We start from the raw sequence: 19,623 nt of genomic DNA on the forward strand, positions 1-19,623 counted from the left end.
CAATATGGTTCTATCAATTAAAATATCTATTTTTCGTGAAATTTCACACATAAAATCAGATGAATGTGCACAAATCATCTTTAAAGATAGCAACTGAGACCCTCAAACTGGAAAAAAACACTATTGAAAATTTAATTCCTGAAATTGGTCCAGCCTTTGAAGAAGTTGTCCAAGCAATTCACCTGTCCAAAGGTAAATTAATTATTACAGGAATTGGAAAAAGTGCGATTATTGGTCAAAAAATTGTTGCAACTCTCAATTCCACTGGGACCATTTCTACATTTTTACATGCGGCAGACGCTATTCACGGAGACCTGGGTGTTATAGATCGGTACGATATTATACTTTTCATTTCTAAAAGTGGTAATACTCCCGAGATAAAGATTATTCATAATATCATCGAAAAGTTTGGTAACAAATCCATTGCCATGACCGCCCATAAGGAATCATATCTGGCATTACACTCTGATTTTTTATTATTTACACCCGTAAAATATGAAGCAGATAATGACAATCTTGCGCCGACTTGTAGCTCTATTGCACAACTTGCTATGGGTGATGCCCTCGCAATGTGCTTATCGGCACTAAAAAATTTTAGTAAGGACGATTTTGCTAAGTTTCATCCAGGTGGAAGCCTCGGCAAAAAGCTTTATTTAAAAGTCCAACATTTGCTCCACTTACACGAAAAGCCTATGGTATCTCAAGAAACTTCCATTGAAAAAGTCATCCTTGAAATAACTGCAAAAAGACTGGGGGCTACGGCCGTAATACACGATAATAGAATTACAGGTATTATTACAGATGGGGATTTACGTAGAATGCTCCTGCACGAAAAATTTAATTCAACTGTAAAAGCTATTGATATTATGACCTTGAATCCAATTTCAATTAGTCCGGATGAAATGGCAATATCGGCTATTCAGATTATGAAAAAAAACAGTATTACCCAACTGATTGTAACAGAAAAAAATGAATATCTGGGGATGGTTCATCTACATGATTTACTAAAAGAAGGCATAGCCGAATAAATGATTTCATATGATTTTCCCAATTGGCGATGATAATATTAAGGGCGGGGCAAAGCCTGTTTTTACGTATTTCTTCCTTTTATCGAATATTTTAATCTATATCTATGAGGTGAGCCTGGGAGGCAATTATCTACAGGTTTTTTTTAACACATTCGGTACAGTACCCAAGGATTTTCTAAATGGTCATAAACTTTATTCTGTGTTCACAAATATGTTTTTACACGGTGGGATGGCTCATTTGGTAGGGAATATGCTATTTCTTTGGATCTTTGGAGACAACATTGAAGCGGTTTTCGGCAATATAAAGTTTTTCCTCTTCTACATAGCGGGAGGGGTTATTGCATCGCTTGTTCACATTGGAATGAATTACCAAAGTACCATTCCCAGCCTCGGAGCCAGTGGAGCTATTTCAGCTGTCCTGGGAGCTTATCTTATATTGTTTCCCAGATCAAGAATAAAAATGATTTTTATCATATTTTTTATGACCTTTTATATTCCTGCTTTATTTTTTATCGGGTTCTGGTTTTTCCAGCAATTTTTATCGGTGTATAATGAAGCCGGTCAAATGCCGGCCCAAACACAAGGAGTAGCATGGTGGGCCCATATCGGGGGCTTTATCTTTGGAGTTATTGTAGGGTTCTTCTTTCGTACCAAAGCAAAAACTTATGAATTTGTAAGGGAGTATAACAACCGCTTCAACCATTCAAAGTATCGTTAGAAAGTGCAGTCAATGCTGCAAAAGAAGTACAGCCCAAAAATCCCAGAAACGTATTTTCTACGAGGCAGCTAATCATAAATAATATAAATACAGAACCAAAAAGAGGATCTTTATACATACCGGTGTTATAAAACATATACCCTAAAGCATATAATATTATCCCCAACCCAACAACCCCAAAACCAGCGAACCATGTAATAAACATATTATGTGGATAGAGTGAAGCAATTACATTTTCTTCTCTTTGGAAAATCCACGACATTTCATCTCTTAAATCTCCAATACCTACGCCAATAATGGGATGAGATATTCCAATTTTCCATCCCAAACCAATAGACTTCAAGCGCATTGCATCAGAATAATACGTCCATGAATAACTATCCAAATTACCCATATCATCTACCCAATAAGACCACTTTGCCTGGAGAGAGGGAAAAACCAGGAATGATATAATTGCTAATACAGGTAAGCCAAATGCGAAATACTTCCATGAAAAGTCCCATCGGGCATTGGCCCATATTATTAGCAAAATAATTCCTACATACATTAATATGATACCAGTCCTGACGGCTAAAAGATGAACCCCGAAAAACAGAATTAACGTAAAAAAAAGTACTGTAATTTTTCTCTTTATAGAATGATTGAATTCCAAAAACGAAGCCAGTCCAATTAAAGTAGCAATAGCCAATAAAATACTCGTTCGTATATGATTCATTGGCAATGGTATAGAGCCTCCCTTATAAATGTCATTATTTATTGTATCAGAATTCCCTGCATATATGTATATGATGTAAATACAAAGGGCCATTCCTCCCCAAATAAACTGGTTTAATATCATTTTTCTGTTTCGGCTAATTAATTCGGGATTAATGTGGAAGCCTGCAGGAATTATTATTAAAGGCAAGCTGGCCTTCCATAAATTAAACCAATCTCTTGTATTATAAGTCCAAAGTCCAGATATGAATACTACAAATGATATAATTAAATATGGGGTCATTGACCGTAAAAATCCCGGCATTTTCATTCTCTTTGCTTCAAAAAGCACCATTACTACAAAACAACCCAACAAAATGGATATTACAGCTTTTGAAAAGTAAAATGCCCAGGGAAGCAATAACCAAATTCCCAATAACAACCTCTCCTGCCAATTCAGGTTAATTTTTTTTATATCCATTTCTTATTCCTATCAAAAAACTATAATACTATAGTATCTATACTATAAATTCAAATTTGATAAATTCTCATTCCCTTTCATTCAAAATAATAAAATTATACCTTTGTCAAATTAAAAAGTAATTTATACAGGATTTTAATATGGATGCTATAAGTCAGTTGGAATCATACCGGGAAGAAATTGAAAATATTTCGATGGAGACAAGCGAGGAACTAGAGAAATTTCGAATTAAATTTTTAGGGTCAAAAAATCAGCTCAAACCATTATTCTCAGAAATAAAGAATATTCCACCTAATTCCAGGAAAGAATTTGGTCAACAGATTAATGCCGTTAAAAAGTTGGCAGAAGAAAAATATCAGTCCCTAAAGCTTTCGTTGGAAAGCTCTGAACAAATAAAAGAAATTAAGAATCTGGATCTTACAAAACCAGGGCCGACAATTAATCTGGGATCCAGACATCCGGTATCATTAGTTATGAATCGGATTATTGATATATTTTCCAGAATAGGTTTTTCAATTGCTGAAAATCGTGAAATAGAAGACGAATGGCATAATTTTACGGCTTTAAATACTCCGGAAAACCATCCGGCCCGTGATATGACTGATACCTATTATATCAAAAATGATTGGACCCACATGCTTCGCTCCCAAACAAGTACGGTTCAGGTTCATGTGATGGAAAGTCAACAACCTCCTATTAGAATTATTTCTCCAGGTAGAGTATATCGAAATGAAACGGTATCTGCCCGATCTCACTGCCAGTTTCACCAGGTAGAGGGGCTTTATATTGACAAAGATGTATCGTTTGTGGATTTAAAAAACACGTTGTTGTACTTCGCCCGGGAAATGTACGGACCAGAAGCAAAGATAAGATTACGGCCCTCTTACTTTCCATTTACAGAACCAAGTGCAGAGGTAGACGTATATTGGGGACTGGAAACCGAAGCAGACCACAGGATAACCAAAGGAACGGGATGGCTTGAAATAATGGGATGTGGGATGGTTGACCCCAATGTTCTGGAGAACTGTGGAATCGACCCAGATGAATACAGTGGTTTTGCATTCGGAATGGGTATCGAAAGGCAAGCTATGCGTATGTATGGAATTACGGATATCAGAATGTTCTTCGAGAATGATATGCGGTTTCTAAATCAATTCAGATCTGTAAGTATATGAAAGTAAATATACCTAAAGGTACCCGGGATTTCGGGCCACAGGAAATATACAAACGAAAGTATATTTTTAATACTATTAAGAAATACTTCGAACTTTTTGGATATGTCCCAATCGAGACTCCAGCCATGGAAAACCTTGATACATTAACGGGTAAATATGGTGAAGAAGGCGATCAATTATTGTTTAAAGTACTAAACAATGGGGATTTCTTAAAAAAGGTTTCACCGGATATATTAGAAGAAAAAAACAGTCCTAAAGCTGTTAAGCAACTATCCAAACGGGGATTAAAATACGACCTGACGATACCATTTGCCCGTTATGTAGTAATGCATAGAAATGAAATAAATATTCCTTTCAAAAGATATCAAATACAACCCGTATGGAGAGCTGACCGGCCTCAAAAAGGAAGATATCAGGAATTTTATCAATGCGATGCCGATGTAATTGGATCTTCATCATTGCAATACGAAGCGGAATTTGTCCAATTATTCGATAAAGTTTTCAGGGATTTAGGTATCTCAGTTGATATAAAAATAAATAATAGAAAACTCCTCACAGCTCTATCTATATTAATTAATGAAGAAGAGAATTTAACATCGATTACTACTGCTATTGATAAATTAGATAAAATCGGGGAATCAGGAGTAGTCAACATTTTGAAAAAACTGAAATTGCCTGACGCAAAAATTACATCCATCCTGAAATTTCTGTCCTTTAGAAATTTATCTGATGTTCGGGAATTTTTCAATGATATTGAATTAGGGCAACTTGGAGTAAAAGAATTAGAAGAAATATACAGCTTCTTGACAAATCAACAACTAACCAATACTTTGACCTTTGATCCGACCTTGGCGAGAGGATTGAATTATTATACCGGTACCATTTTTGAAGTTGCTGCTAAAAATGTAGAAATGGGAAGTATAGGAGGAGGTGGTAGATATGACGATCTTACGAAAGTTTTTGGAGGTGAAGCCCTCGGGGGTATTGGTATATCTTTTGGGGCCGAAAGAATTTTCGATGTAATGGAAGAACTCAAATTATTTCCCCCAAAAATAAAATCAGCTCCAGTGTTGATACTCACATTAGACCCCATTTATCAACAGCATGGTTATACAATATTAAATACCCTTCGTGATGAAGGAATAAAAGCGGATCTTTATCCAGCAGGTGATAAGATGAAAAAGCAAATGAAATATGCAAATAATATCAATTGCCAATTCGTAATAATTATTGGAGAAGAAGAGTTTCGAAACCAAAACGCATCTCTAAAAAATATGATTACAGGTGAACAAGTCACCATCGACAGAGATGAAATTGTAGAAAAGTTATTAAAACCCGAAAACCATTGAAGTCCAATACACTACAAAATTTAAGAAGTCAATTATTTGACGGCAATTTATCTGTTTGTGAAATCGTAAACTATTACCTGGAACAAATAGACACTCACAGTTCTCTCAATGCATATATTGAAGTATGGAAAGATGAGGCATTACAAAAAGCCAGCGAATTAGATCATAAAATTACAAATGGTAAAGAAGTAGGGAAGTTGGCAGGTGCGGTATTTTCGGTAAAAGATGTAATTTGTGTAGAAGACAAAATTGTAACGGGAGCCTCAAAGATCCTGGATAATTACCGCTCACCGTTCAACGCAACAGTTATTGACAAAATCTTACAGGAGGATGGAATTCTCATTGGCCGTACTAACTGTGATGAATTTGCCATGGGGTCTGACAATCGGAATAGTTTTTATGGTCCTGCATTAAATAAACTGGGAGAAGACAAAGTACCAGGGGGGTCATCAGGTGGTGCAGCTGTATCTATACAAATTGACAGTTGCTTAGTTGCGCTTGGTAGTGACACCGGTGGTTCGGTTCGTCAACCTGCCGCATTTACGGGGACCATTGGTATCAAACCAACTTATGGTCGGTTGTCCAGATATGGATTATTAGCCTACGCATCTTCTTTTGATCAGATCGGATTAATTGGCAACCATCCTGAAGATTTATTAACGACCCTGAACATAATATCCGGAACAGATATAAATGATGGAACGGTATCCCCAACAGCCAATGAAGCCATATCTGCTACAATTGAGGCAAAATTAAAATTAGGTATAATGAACTCTGGTTTTGATCATCATTCGATGGATCCGGAGATCAGAACGTTTTCAAAACAATTCATTGAAAAGACTCTCCAAGACAAATACACTGTAGAAAATGCTGAGTTCGATTTAATAGATTATGTCATTCCCACATATTACATTTTGACATCAGCTGAAGCCTCGGCTAATTTATCAAGATACGATGGCGTACGCTACGGTTACCGCGCAGAAAATGTTAAAAGCCTCAATGAATTATACACCAAATCCCGTACTCAAGGTTTTGGAAAAGAGGTAAAGAGAAGGATCATAACTGGTACTTATGTCTTATCCAGTGGATATTACGATGCGTACTATAAGAGAGGACAACAAGCTCGAAGAATCCTTGTTAAAAAAATTAAGAGTTTAATGGAGGAATTTGATGCTATTATTTGCCCGATCACTCCTAAATTTCCTTGGTCAATAGACGAAAAAATTTCTCCAGTAGAACTTTACATGTCTGATATTTTCTCCGTTCTACCTAATCTTACAGGGTTTCCAGCAATTAGTATCCCTATTGGTACATCCCAAAACGGCTACCCCATTGGAATACAAATTATATCCAATTCCTGGGAAGAAGGCAAATTGTTAAAAATTGCTCAAGACGTCTTATAAAAGTATAATTTTTAAAACTGATTACGTTTCTGGTTCGTAAATATTCATACATTTGCAACTTGATTTTGGTCCGACCAAAAAGGTATACAAATGAACTATACAAAAAAGTGAGCCATAAATCATATTATAAAATTTTTTAAACTATATTTGCTTATAAATTAATATCCTACGATTTATTCACTAAATAGGTATTATGAACAAAGGACTGTATTTTTGCTACTTTAGCATACAAATCCTGTTTTTTATAGGTCAACATACTCAATCTTTCGCGAACACCCCCTTTATTAATAAAGAAGAGGCACTTGAATTAAAGATTCGCAGCGATATCGAGGAAATCAATACTATAATCCCGTATTATGAGAAGGATAAAGCCATTGCCATATCCAAACCTTTCTTCTCTGTTTATCCCCAGTATACAGAACATTTATTGGGAAGGGCCATGTTATATTTTCCATTCATCGAATCTGCTTTGAAAAAATATAATCTACCGGAAGATCTTAAATATATCCCTTTCTTTGAATCCGGATTCAGGGTTGATGTAGTATCATCAGCCGGCGCTGTAGGAATGTGGCAATTTATGAGTGGTACGGGAAAGACTAATGGTCTTTTAATTAATAGTTCAATTGATGAACGCAAGGACTTTATCAAATCTAGTGAAGCAGCAGCAAAATATTTAAAGTCCCTTTACGATGAATTCCAAAACTGGAGCCTGGTACTTATGGCCTATAACGGCGGGCCGTATCGCTTAAAAAAGATCCTTCGGGATAATGAAATTGAAGACGTGGAGGCCATTATTCGAAAAATGCCCCGGGAATCTCAAGAATATTTGAGCAAAATGGTAGCGGCCAAATTGATATTTCAAACCTACCAATCGTATGAATTAATACCCGAAATGCCCTCTGCCAAAGAATTGTATACTAAGCATCATATCGTTTCCAGCCATTTTAACCTCAATAATATTGCCAAGGAGTACAATATATCAAAATATGATATTTTAGCATTAAACCCTCATATCAAAAGGAATGCGATCACATTAAATGAAAATTCGACCATAAGCATTCGAATTCCCATACATGATCGGGATAAACCCGACTCTGCTTTATTCCGAAATATCAAGTATCACTTTGACAATATTGAAGAGTTAAAGAAGGTAGCTGGTATAATGGGTATTAACCATCGTTTAATGATGTTGATCAATGGATATTATAATAATCAGGAATATTTTTCAGGGGTATTGAATTTCTACGTACCCAATGAAGATTATTTGAAAATAAGAAAGGTGATTGATCCCATGCCCGCACCGTATATTTTCAAAAATTTAAATCCTATTTCATATAAATGGAAAAGGACTAACTCGTTCCTGGCAATGAATAATATTGATGAGATAAATATTAAGACAAAAATATACTACCTCAAGCCTAGGGAAACAATGTTGGATGTAGCTCAAAAATTTGATCTTACATTAGAAGATTTGCTCAGACTTAATCCGTTTCTAAACTTGAAGAAACACCAAAAGATCATTGTACCTACGTCTAAAGAACATATTGCATCAAGCAATGAATCTAAAATAGTTGGTTAAGACAATGAATCCGTATGATACAGTAAGCATTTTCCCATTAGACAAGAGCTCACTTTGAATGTCCTTCAATAGGGCATAATTACAATACTTTGCGGGATCGAATAGACTTACAGTTGTATACATCAAGATTACCATATTTATCGCTTTCAAAATTAAGCGACACCTTCAATTAATTCAGTAGGTAATACCACAATTTCAAAGCCCCTGGCGAGTTTGTCCAGGCAAAATTGGAGAGGAGTATATGTAAGAATCGGCAACAGTTCGCATTTAATCCAACCAAGTCTAAACCGCAGGAAAACCTTTTTGCAAAACGGATATACCCAGTAATTATAAAAACCTCACGTAGTGTCCGTTCAAAAGCTTATAAAAATTCATCATGAATTTTGCGTAGATACTGAATCGATTTCAAAAGAAGGAAAATTCACAGCACAAAAAATGAGATTGTCCGGTCGATTATTATCAGATAACTTTTTTGTGGGAATATTGAGAGAAAAAAAAGCTGAGGCCCTAAAAAGAACCTCAGCCATTTAAACAAGCCCTAACCCCATGAACATGTTAGATCTTTATTTAATCGCTATTTTTTTGGGCTCTTCAGGTTGTGCTTCCGGAACTTTAGGTAAAACCAGATTCAGGACACCGTCCTCTAAATTGGCTTCAATACTATCCCTGTCAACAACATCTCCCAAAATCACAGAGCGATAAAATTTTTCCGTTTTGAATTCTCTAAGTTTAAAATTCTCAGTCTCATTCGTTTCCTCCTTGGAAATACTTTTCTCTCCTGAAATTTTCAATGTATCATCCTCTATTTCGATACTAATCTCAGATTTTTTCCAACCAGGAATCAATAATTCAATAGTATAAACATTATTATTTTCAATAATGTTCATTGGTGCGCGATTATTTTTATTTGAACTTGCAGGTTTTTCACTCTGTAGGTCACTAAAAAATGCACGGTCCAAATAATTCCAAAAAGGATCTCTGTTGATGTTTTTTCTAGCAATAACTTTCATAATTCAAGATTTATTTTTTTGTCAAATCATTTGATTAAGTAATTGCAAATTAGAGTCCATTATTAAAAAAATGAATTTTTGGCCGAAACCTCCAACAAAAAACAGCCATTTTGTCACTTATTAATCCAATACACTGTCGATTTGACATGAAAATAAAAACATTCTTTGAAATCTTTTTAGGAATTTGAACTAATCTACTAATCCCATTTCGACAGCCAGCTTGATTAATTTAGCGGTATTGCTAACTTCAAACTTCCCCAGAAGGTTTTTGCGATGGCTATTCACAGTCAGAACACTAACAAACAATTTTTCAGCAATTTGTGGATTGGTGAACCCCTTTGCAATCAAATTCAGAACTTCCTTTTCTCTCGGAGTAAGCATAGGTGCGGGAGGTCTTTCATCGAGATGAATTGAACTGGAATTTGTTGGAACATTCAGGTACATCCCACCATTGTAGACTTGTTTAACTCCATTAACGATCTCATCCTTTGTAGAGCTTTTTAATAAATATCCGGAAGCTCCGGCTTCGATCATTTTGTTTATGTAACTCCTTTCTGAAAAAGTAGTCAATGCTACCGTCAACACTCCCGGAAACTCCTCTTTTATTTTTTTGCACAACTCGATGCCGTTAATATCAGGCAAGTTTATATCGAGGAGAGCTACATCCGGAAGTTCTTCTTTAATGGCAGCCATTGCCTCAATTGCATTGCTACAAGTGTGTAATATTTTGACTTCATTATTCCCTTCAAGCAAATTCTGAAGTCCTTCCAGGATTAAGGGGTGATCATCTACAATAAGAATGTTAATCATACTGTGGTTTCTTTAAATCATAATTTCTACTACTATTACGGTACCCTGGCCTGGCGAGCTACTGATATCAACATTCCCATTGAGGTAAGCTACTCTATTTCTTATATTCCTTAATCCCATTCCTTCTTCAATTCCTATTTCATTTGTATCAAATCCTTCCCCATTATCTTCGATAGAGAGCGTAACTGTATTATCCTCTTTCCTAAGCTGAATAAAAATATCAGAAGCCCTTGCATGTTTCATTGTATTATTTATAGCCTCCTGTATTATCCTGTAGAGCGTTATTTCTACAGGTGGCTCCATTCTTTCATATCCATAGGATTGATAATGGATCTGTAAAGGGCTATTATCTACTATATCAGTTGTGAAATCTGTCAATGCATCGTCGAGACCAAATTTCACGAGTGCTTCAGGCATCATGTTGTGCGCCACTTTTCTCATTTCCGATATAGCATTATCCAATTGATCCATCGCTTTGGTAAAAGAAATAGCACTTTTACCGCTCAAAATTACATTTCCGTCCATATTATTAAGTGTGTATTTAAGTCCTGATAATAATCCTCCCAAGCCATCGTGTAAATCCCTCGCCAGGCGGGTCCGCTCTTCTTCCTGCCCTCGAATAACAGATTCCGTAGCCCTGAGTTGTTGCTCTTGTTTTAACTTTTGCTTTTCCTGTTCGGATATTTTAGCTTTATACCTCCATCGCTTCACTAAAAAATAACTTGCGCCCAATACGAATAATAAGCCTCCAAATAACCCCGCAATCAGCCATTGATTTTTTTGACGAATCATTGAGAGTTCCATTATTTGTCGATCTTTTTGAGCTGTTTTGTATTTTTCTTCTAATTCAAGTATTCGAGATTTCATTTCTGCTCCCCGCAATGAATCTGCCATAGAGTTCCCTTTCACATAGAATTTATACGCCTTTTCATATTCTCCTATGGCTGCCAGGTTTTCCCCGTAATCCATATACATCCCATCCAGGTACATAACCATATTCTCTCCTCCCTCACCCCTTTTGATCGCATCATCCAAAATAGACAAAGCCTTTTTGGTATCTCCAAAAGCACTATAAGCCAATGCCAGTTCTTTTTCTGCCAGAATTACAGAGAGTTCTGATCCCCAGTTTTTTACAATTTCCAACGCTTCTTCCCCAATTTCTATAGCCTTAGACCATTCACCTGTCAATCTGTAATTTGATCCCTGCGTAATCAGTGCGGTACCCCAAACACTTTTTAAATTTAATTTCTGTGCAAGTTCTATAGCCTCTTCCAAGTAATCCACACTCTTTTCGTATTCGTGATTATTATTGTTGGCCAATCCCAAATGATACGTACTTTCCACAATGAGTAAACTATCCTTAACCTCCCTTGCCGATTTCCTGGCCTTTTGAAAATACTCAATCGCCTGGTTTAATATCTCCTCGTCCATTTCTTTATTCTTGGACATATTATTGAAAAAGGCACCAATTATGTAATTAACCCGGGCTACCTTTTCCTTCATTCCCAACTTCTCATATATTTCCAACGCCCTCTGACAAAATTCTATTCCCTTTTCGAATTGACCAACATAACTATAAGAGATACCCGTATTGCCCAATTGCTTGGCTAGATATGTACGATCTTCTATTTCTTGTGCTAAATCGATACTTTCCAAATTGAGCTTAAGGCCTTCTTCAAATTCACCGTTATAGTTTAAAATATTGGTATACCCGGTATAATAATTGATTATGCCTTCCGAGTAAGAAATCTTTTCACTAATCCTGCGAACTTCCCGGAAAATTTGCCCGGCCGAATCAACATCCTTATCCATCATATAATAACCGTATTCGGTCAACATCTCCACTTTCTCAGGATGATCCTCATTTTTTACAATCTTTTTCCAAAGCGCTTCAGCCTCTATTGAATCCCTTGGAACCTGTCCATGCAAAATTGAGCAACTAACAACTGTTAAAATCCAAATTAATAAGACTAAAAACCAATTCGAACGGTAAATCATAACCTGCAATTAATAATCATAAAGGTGATATTTTATTTACTTCTATCCTATCCCCCAAAAAGAGGATTTTAAAAACCCTGTTTTTAGGGGATTGTATAAAAATAAAAGGTACGATATCTTTACGATATGATTCGATCAAAGCATCTCAGAATGTAATATCTAATAAAATTAGAGTGAAAAAAGGTTTGAAAATAGTCCTGGATATTTAATTCCTATGGACGCAGAAAAGTTATGTCCAAATTTAAAAACACCCCAAAGCTAAATTCTCAAACTAAAAACAATAACAATTATGAATATATGCTACCAAATTTCATCTATGGGAATGCAAATATAGATTCCAAAAAATTAAAATTAAACACCAATGAATACCTCAAAACTATTACCCACATTAATCCTCTTGGCTCTCTGCACTTTTCCCCTTTGTGCACAGACAGAATACCAAAAACATTACGACATACCTAACTTTGCTCCGTCCTTTACCTATGGAGGAGAAAAGGTTTGTATGGATAATGAGACCATTTCTATTGTCTCTTCTATAGAATGGACCGGGGATCTCTTCCCTTTGGGAGAACCACAGGGCATTTCAATTACCAATACAGACAACGAAGGCAATGTACTCTGGAACAAATACTATACAGTTCCCGGACATGAAGTAGTGGTTGCTGAATTAATAAAAACTTCAGACCGTGCCACTTTGTTAACCGGATACTTGCGCAGTATTGAATCCGGTATATACAAGCCTTGGATATTAAAAATCGATCGGGAAGGGAACAAGGAGTGGTCCCGAATATTGGACGACATGGGTACCTTTAACAGAAATAACCTCCCTTATACTCCCTATGGATTCGGTACTTTTACTTCAATACTTGAGAACAACAATGGAAATTATGTGGTCGCCGGAGCGGATGTATATGAGTGTACAGAACTGCCATACAACCATGGTGACAGGCAGTTCTGTATGATTTCAATAATGGAGTTTTCACCTGATGGGTCTCTCATCCGGGAAGCCAAACTGGAATTCACAGACAATTCTGATGTTGCTACTTCTTCGGTTACTAAGATCATGCAAGACCAACACAATGATTATTTTATGATCACCGGTAACAAATCCGGATATCACGATGAATACTGGACTATGTCTTTTATTAGTGTGAATGAGTCATTTGATATTTTGGTCAAACGCAATTTCTCCTACTACGATAAACTGGTTATCCCGACCGACGCGCTAATTTCTGATAACAACAAAATAGAAGTAGTAGGGAGTTTGCAAGAATCTACAGATTCCCCGGAAACATATCGAATATTTTATGCTTCTATTGACCTATGGGGAGGAGTTCGACCAACCTTTCACGAATTCGTGCCGGGTAGTGAAACGTTATATAATGATCAAACTATCTTCAGTTCCCCTTTGATCAGCCATTCAGTCGATAGTAAGTTTTACATATCCGGCAGGGTAAAACACATGACTTATTCCCATCTAATTCAGGAAGATAAAGGAACTTTCCGATTCGAATATCCCGGTTCCAACTCTCCTTTCAAAGGAATGGTATATGGCAATCCTCAAAATAACGAATACCTGAGCGATGCTCACTCCCTGAGGGACGGGACCTGGACAGGGGCAGGCAGGACAGATGATCAGGTATTTATTGTAAAATCAGACAGGTCCGGGAAATCCAATTGTTATCAGTCTGAAATCACTATTGAATCTCTTCATTCAAATATTAATTCTCACAATATACCCATGAGGTCTTATTTCGAAAACTCAATTGAATTTGCCGAAGACTCCGATCAAATCAGTGATCTATCCGTCAATATCATGGATTGTCCAATAGGGATATCCATAGCGGAACCGCTCCAAAATAATACCAGATCCGGATTTATTTCTCAGTATAATAACGTCACATCTTCCCGCTCCTTCCCCAACCCTTCAGCGGGGTCTATCCAATTGGAATTGGGGAACATTTTTGACAAAATCATTCCAATAGAAGGCTCATTATACAATGTTTTGGGGAAAGAGGTAAAACGGTTTGAAAGTCTTAAATCGTACCAAACCCTGCACCTGAAATCCCTTCCCAAGGGCCAGTATATTCTATCTCTTCGACAGGGAGAAACCCGCGATCAATTGAAAATCATATTACAATAAACTTTATATCCAACTAAAAAAATACACCTATGAGAATTATTACCACCATTTCTATTATTTTCCTGGCCGGATCACAGGCTTTCACACAAGTCGATCTATCTACCAACCCATTGGGAATAATATTTAAATATATGCATTTGTACACAGATGTACCTGTCAGTCAGAGCATAAGTGTAGAAGGAGGCCTGGGGTATAGTTTTGACAGATTCGAAGTACTGGAGACCGAATACAAAAGTTCGGGAATAGTAATTCGCGCTCTGGGAAAATATTATTTCAGTCCGAAGAACGGGCACGATCGGTTTAATATAGGTCCTTACGCGCGATTTGCTTCTGCAAAAATTAAGTACACTGGAGAAAATGTTAACAATTCCCGGTTGGGTATAGGACTCTACGGCGGGTATAAATGGGTAACGAAAGGCAATATCATATTCGAGTTGGGAATAGGAATGGGACGTGCTTTTATCAATAAATATACCTCTGACCTTTCCTCCTTCAATGCAAATGACTGGCCGGCGGGAAATTTTGACGTCACCGGGAAAATGGCGGTTGGTTACCGATTTTAAAAATAAAAGAAGTAAGAAGCTATGAAACATTCTATTCCTACCAATATTATTGCTCTGATCAGCATATTGACACTATTTACCCTCTCACGGAATATAGCCCAAAATACATCTTATTCCAACAATGATAATGCTCTGGGCGGGGACTTTAATGTCGCCATAGGTAATGGGGTTTTAAATCCTACTACCGGATCCTACAATACGGGTATAGGTTATTTCTCCCTCGGTGCCAACACTACCGGTCAGGGCAATACCTCCCTGGGGTACAGATCGCTCGGAAATAATCTTTCCGGAGAATTCAATACGGGAATAGGATATGAAGCCCTGGGAAAAAGTACCGAAGGAATAGTTAATACAGCTATTGGCTCACTTGCGTTATCAGAGAACACCATCGGCCACTACAACGTAGCCATAGGAAGTAATTCAATGCGAGCCAATGTAATAGGTGTCCGAAATACAGCAACAGGTACTTTGTCTCTCCGTTTCAATATTTCAGGTGAAGACAACACTTCCATTGGCTACCAATCCCTGTATAACAACACCGAAGGGAATTTCAACACTGCTATAGGTTCCAAATCCTTATACAGCAACAAAACCGGACAATTTTTAACCGCTATTGGCTATGCTGCCCTCCATAATAACACAACCGGCAGGGCCAATCTTGCCGTTGGACCCAATGCCCTGTTCGGCAATACAACAGGTTCTCGGAATGTAGCCATCGGCAACGGTTCACTATATTCCAATATAGAAGGCTACAGAAATATTGGAATCGGATTCAATGCGCTGGAAAACAATATTTCCGGGAATAATAATATTGGAATCGGTGATCAAGCCCTATCCCACAACACCTTAGGAACTTTAAATACTGCTGTAGGCTCCCTTGCCCTATTCTCAAACACTGATGGGAGCGACAATACGGCCCAGGGATTTCATGCGCTATATTACAATACCCTCGGCAACGAAAATGTAGGAGTGGGAAATTATGCATTGTATTCCAATTCAACTGGAAATCACAATACGGCCATAGGGTACTCAGCCTTATATTTCAACACCTCCGGAGAAGGAAACACTGCAGTTGGCAATTTATCCCTCAGTCAAAATACTATTGGTCCGGGAAATACAGCTATCGGTTTCCAGGCTTTACGCGACAATACAGAAGGATTCCTCAATACAGCAACCGGATTTGCTGCACTTCAATCAAATACCACAGGATATGGAAATTCTGCATTCGGTTCATCATCTCTTAATTCCAATACAACAGGTGCTAAAAATACTAGTCAGGGAAGTGCCAGTCTAAGCAGTAATACCGAAGGAAATGAAAATACAGCTATTGGTGCTCAATCTTCATTCAGCAATACAACAGGGTCTTACAATACAAGCTCAGGAGCCAACTCACTTTACTCCAATACTACTGGCTCTGCAAATACCGCAATAGGGTCCAATTCTTTATATTCCAATATTGATGGCTGGAGGAATACTGCAGTGGGCGATAGTTCTTTGTATGCCAACAATCAGGGTTGGGACAATACAGCTATGGGAAATTCGGCACTCAAATCCAATACCATCGGTTGGGGAAATATCGCTTCCGGAAATAATGCGTTGAGGAGTAATACCGAAGGAGCCGGAAACAGTGCTTTTGGATTTCAGGCTTTATATTCCAATACCATTGGCAGTGAAAATGTAGCGATTGGGATCAACACCTTACTGTATAATACCAATGGAAATAATAACCTGGCTATCGGAAGTCAAGCCTTACAAAATAATTTAAGTAGTACAAATATTGCTTTGGGTACCGGGGCTCTTATAAACAGTATAAACGGATATGGAAACGTAGCTATAGGACATTATTCCGGAGCTCATGAAGCAGGTAATAATAAATTTTATTTAGCCAATTCAGATACTACAACACTCATTTACGGTAATTTTGCCTCCGGTCAATTATTGTTTGGACACGCCCGGCCCTCAGGATATAAATTTGCAGGAGATCAAACGCTGAACGTGCAAGGAGGGCTTTTAATTGATAGTATTCGAATCGCACCTGTTAAGGACTGGAGTGATTATGTATTTGCCGACGATTACTCCCTAATGCCACTAAATTTACTTGACTCTTACATCCATCATAACCGACATTTGCCTAATATCCCTTCTGAAAAGGAAGTACTTTCCAATGGGATCGATCTGGCAACAATGAACTCAAAACTCCTAGCCAAAATTGAAGAGTTAACACTATATACCATCGATCAGGAGAAAAAAATTAAAGAACAATATCAGGATATTAATAAAGTAAAAGAACAATATCAAACGCTCTTAGCTAAATTAAATCGATTAGAAAAGTTAATAGAAAAACAATGATAACCTTTCCAAAAATGAAACTATTAACCAAACTAACCACCCTTCTATTATCAGTGCTTTTTAATTATAGTTGGGGACAAAATTTAACTATTCAAGACAAAGGTTCTCTTATTTTAGAGAATCAGAGCAAACTCATCCTGCATAATTCGGATTGGGTGAATAACGGGGCCTTTTTTATGAAGGGAGATTCATCTGTGTTACTATTCACTGGCAAGGAAAACAATATTATTAGTGGTAATAGGACCTCAGTTTTTACCAATTTGCATATAGAGAAATCCCGAGAAGGACAACTAGAACTGCAACAAAGCATTTTTGTGGATCGTGCTATTGATTTTCAAAAAGGGTTGTTAAATATTAAAGACCACCATGTTACCTTAGATTCCGATGCCACACTTCTCAATGAACATGATCAATCTCGAATCTTCACGCCAGATTCAGGTACGGTCAGTATATCCGTTCATCCCCAAAATAATAAAAATATTAATCCCGGAAATTTAGGATTTGAATTTTCATCCTCCGTACAACCCGGGACTGTAACTGTGATAAGAGGTCACAAACCCCTTATTACCCCACCTGATGGAACAGGTATATTTAGATTCTACGAAATTAACACTGACATATCAGGAGGGTTCGATACCGTACGATTTCGGTATTTTCCGTCTGAACTAAACGGGGTTAAGGATCCAGAAATTAAAATTCTAACCCGAAATCCTAACTCAGACTGGAAAACATCTACCAAACAAAGTCATAACCCTCAACAAAACTACCTCGAAGTTATAGGAGTCGATAGCATAAATTTGTGGACAGCTGCTTCACAACTAAACGTACTACCGGTTATTTTTGAAGGGATAGCTTCCAGATGTGTTACATCGTCGTTTGAACTCTCCTTTACCCCTGGAAATGAATCCAATATAGACCATTTTAGGATTCTGAAAAGTAAAGACGGGTGGAACTGGAAAATGGCGGGAACGATTGCTTCTTCGCTAGAGGAATCCGGATTGAACTATTTATTCACTGATGATTCGCCCAAAAATTTTTATCGAATCGAAGCTATAGAGATTAATGGAAATAAAATCCTTTCCCCCACATTACAAAACCAATGTCTTGAAAAAGAATCGAGTATTTCTATTTACCCTAATCCTTTTAAAGATTATATCCATTTGTCCTTAAGCAAAGAGAATAAAAACGCAAAAATGGTCATAATTTATAATGTGCTAGGCAATCAGGTCTTTTCCAAAAATCTTTCAAACAATGCTAGAAATCAAAACCAAACTATAAATACTTCTCATTTGGATCCAGGTTTATATACTATTGCAATAGCTCAATCAAGTGGGAAAATATTAAACAACTTTAAGCTTATCAAAGAATAATAATGGTACAAACTCATAATTTTTATATAATGAAACTACATATATCCACTTTCCTTTCAACATTTTCCATTTTCACTTTATTCACTATATCTGCATTTGCTCAAGAAGAGCTCATTGCACACTATCCATTTCACGAAAATGGACTAGACTCCCTCAAAATCAATGAAGATGCCGAATTGGAAAATGTAAATTTTGTCGAGAGTAGTGCTTATCTGGATGGTAATTATTACTGGGATGACAATATGGGCACCCACCTGCAAGTTGGCCCGATTACAAATTGGGACCCCGAACATTTTCGGCTCACTTTAGATGTAAAAATTGATTCATTGCCTGAAAATTCCAGTCTTCCAATAATTGTGCTGGGTTCGTCCTGGCGATGGATGTTTGCCAACGTGACAAAAGAAGGTAAAATAGAATTAGCTATTGATGATAGAATAATGGAGGTATCAGATTCTATTATTAATTTAGAAAATTGGACGTCTATCGTTTTTGAAAGAGATTCTACTCGAGGTTACACCAGATTAATTTACAATAATACAGATACTTTAAGTGCTCAAATAAACGACATTAAACACCATAATGACCTGAGAATTTCTGCGAGTCACGGAGGGTCAAGTAGGACTTTTAAAGGGTACTGGAGAAATTTAAAATTATTCAATATTACCGATGTGATGACATCCAACCTATCATCGACAGTATCTGATATTCAAATTTATCCCAATCCAGTCAGAAACTTTCTAATGATCGAAAATAACAACAACGAAAAATTCGACGCATCACTTCATACCGTTTCTGGCAAAATTATTAATTCAGTAAACATTAATCCATTTAGTCGTCAAAAATTAATAACGGATAGTTACCCATCTGGTATTTATTACCTCGAATTAAAAAACGAGAACCAAAGAACGGTCACAAAAATTGTATTTCAATAATTGAAAATTCGCTTATTTATAT

At 36.9% G+C, this 19,623-nt stretch carries 15 protein-coding genes; 11 read left to right on the top strand and 4 right to left on the bottom strand.

Annotated elements, in window-relative coordinates:
* The first annotated feature begins 59 nt into the window (after positions 1-59).
* Both LVD47_RS09175 and LVD47_RS09180 read left to right on the top strand, forming a co-directional pair.
* Positions 60-1,028 (top strand): KpsF/GutQ family sugar-phosphate isomerase, encoded by a 969-nt coding sequence (locus tag LVD47_RS09175; RefSeq protein ID WP_236975443.1) that lies wholly within the window; start codon positions 60-62, stop codon positions 1,026-1,028.
* A gap of 10 nt (positions 1,029-1,038) precedes the next feature.
* Entirely contained in the window at positions 1,039-1,746 is a 708-nt protein-coding gene (locus tag LVD47_RS09180; protein WP_236975445.1) for a rhomboid family intramembrane serine protease, read from the top strand.
* Here LVD47_RS09180 and LVD47_RS09185 read toward each other — a convergent pair.
* Complete coding sequence (locus tag LVD47_RS09185) at positions 1,724-2,920, bottom strand: O-antigen ligase family protein (protein ID WP_236975446.1); 1,197 nt, start codon at positions 2,918-2,920, stop codon at positions 1,724-1,726. The two genes, LVD47_RS09180 and LVD47_RS09185, sit on opposite strands and share 23 nt — an antisense overlap.
* A gap of 140 nt (positions 2,921-3,060) precedes the next feature.
* Between LVD47_RS09185 and pheS the strand changes: the two genes are divergently transcribed.
* The 4 genes from pheS to LVD47_RS09205 all read left to right on the top strand — a co-directional run bounded on the left by pheS (position 3,061) and on the right by LVD47_RS09205 (position 8,426).
* Positions 3,061-4,095: a phenylalanine--tRNA ligase subunit alpha gene (gene pheS, locus LVD47_RS09190; RefSeq protein ID WP_236975447.1), complete on the top strand. Its 1,035-nt coding sequence runs from the start codon at positions 3,061-3,063 to the stop codon at positions 4,093-4,095.
* Positions 4,092-5,444, top strand: coding sequence for a histidine--tRNA ligase (gene hisS, locus LVD47_RS09195; protein WP_236975448.1), 1,353 nt, complete (start codon positions 4,092-4,094; stop codon positions 5,442-5,444). The genes pheS and hisS overlap by 4 nt, the downstream gene beginning before the upstream one ends.
* A complete protein-coding gene (gatA, locus tag LVD47_RS09200) occupies positions 5,441-6,847 on the top strand; it encodes an Asp-tRNA(Asn)/Glu-tRNA(Gln) amidotransferase subunit GatA (RefSeq protein WP_236975449.1) in 1,407 nt (468 codons plus the stop codon). The genes hisS and gatA overlap by 4 nt, the downstream gene beginning before the upstream one ends.
* A 193-nt stretch (positions 6,848-7,040) precedes the next feature.
* Positions 7,041-8,426, top strand: coding sequence for a transglycosylase SLT domain-containing protein (locus LVD47_RS09205; RefSeq protein WP_236975450.1), 1,386 nt, complete (start codon positions 7,041-7,043; stop codon positions 8,424-8,426).
* Between the two features lie 563 nt (positions 8,427-8,989).
* On the opposite strand, the gene LVD47_RS09210 is transcribed toward LVD47_RS09205, so the two are convergent.
* The 3 genes from LVD47_RS09210 to LVD47_RS09220 all read right to left on the bottom strand — a co-directional run bounded on the left by LVD47_RS09210 (position 8,990) and on the right by LVD47_RS09220 (position 12,244).
* Entirely contained in the window at positions 8,990-9,436 is a 447-nt protein-coding gene (locus LVD47_RS09210; protein ID WP_236975452.1) for an Hsp20/alpha crystallin family protein, read from the bottom strand.
* A 189-nt stretch (positions 9,437-9,625) separates the two neighbouring features.
* On the bottom strand, positions 9,626-10,246 hold the full coding sequence (locus LVD47_RS09215; RefSeq protein WP_236975453.1) for a response regulator: 621 nt from the start codon (positions 10,244-10,246) through the stop codon (positions 9,626-9,628).
* A gap of 12 nt (positions 10,247-10,258) precedes the next feature.
* Complete coding sequence (locus tag LVD47_RS09220) at positions 10,259-12,244, bottom strand: tetratricopeptide repeat-containing sensor histidine kinase (RefSeq protein ID WP_236975454.1); 1,986 nt, start codon at positions 12,242-12,244, stop codon at positions 10,259-10,261.
* Between the two features lie 361 nt (positions 12,245-12,605).
* Here LVD47_RS09220 and LVD47_RS09225 point away from each other — a divergent pair, with 361 nt between their 5' ends.
* Genes LVD47_RS09225 through LVD47_RS09245 form a run of 5 tightly spaced genes read left to right on the top strand, consistent with a single transcriptional unit; the run spans position 12,606 to position 19,601 of the window.
* Complete coding sequence (locus LVD47_RS09225) at positions 12,606-14,387, top strand: T9SS type A sorting domain-containing protein (RefSeq protein ID WP_236975455.1); 1,782 nt, start codon at positions 12,606-12,608, stop codon at positions 14,385-14,387.
* A 29-nt stretch (positions 14,388-14,416) separates the two neighbouring features.
* Positions 14,417-14,950, top strand: a complete 534-nt coding sequence (locus LVD47_RS09230) for a DUF3575 domain-containing protein (RefSeq protein ID WP_236975456.1) — start codon at positions 14,417-14,419, stop codon at positions 14,948-14,950.
* Between the two features lie 21 nt (positions 14,951-14,971).
* On the top strand, positions 14,972-17,299 hold the full coding sequence (locus tag LVD47_RS09235) for a vacuolar protein sorting family 37 protein (RefSeq protein WP_236975457.1): 2,328 nt from the start codon (positions 14,972-14,974) through the stop codon (positions 17,297-17,299).
* A 14-nt stretch (positions 17,300-17,313) separates the two neighbouring features.
* A complete protein-coding gene (locus tag LVD47_RS09240) occupies positions 17,314-18,669 on the top strand; it encodes a T9SS type A sorting domain-containing protein (RefSeq protein WP_236975458.1) in 1,356 nt (451 codons plus the stop codon).
* A gap of 29 nt (positions 18,670-18,698) precedes the next feature.
* On the top strand, positions 18,699-19,601 hold the full coding sequence (locus tag LVD47_RS09245; RefSeq protein WP_236975459.1) for a T9SS type A sorting domain-containing protein: 903 nt from the start codon (positions 18,699-18,701) through the stop codon (positions 19,599-19,601).
* Positions 19,602-19,623: the final 22 nt, after the last annotated feature.

It is taken from the genome of Membranihabitans maritimus, assembly GCF_021729145.1.
GTDB lineage: Bacteria > Bacteroidota > Bacteroidia > Chitinophagales > Saprospiraceae > Membranihabitans > Membranihabitans maritimus.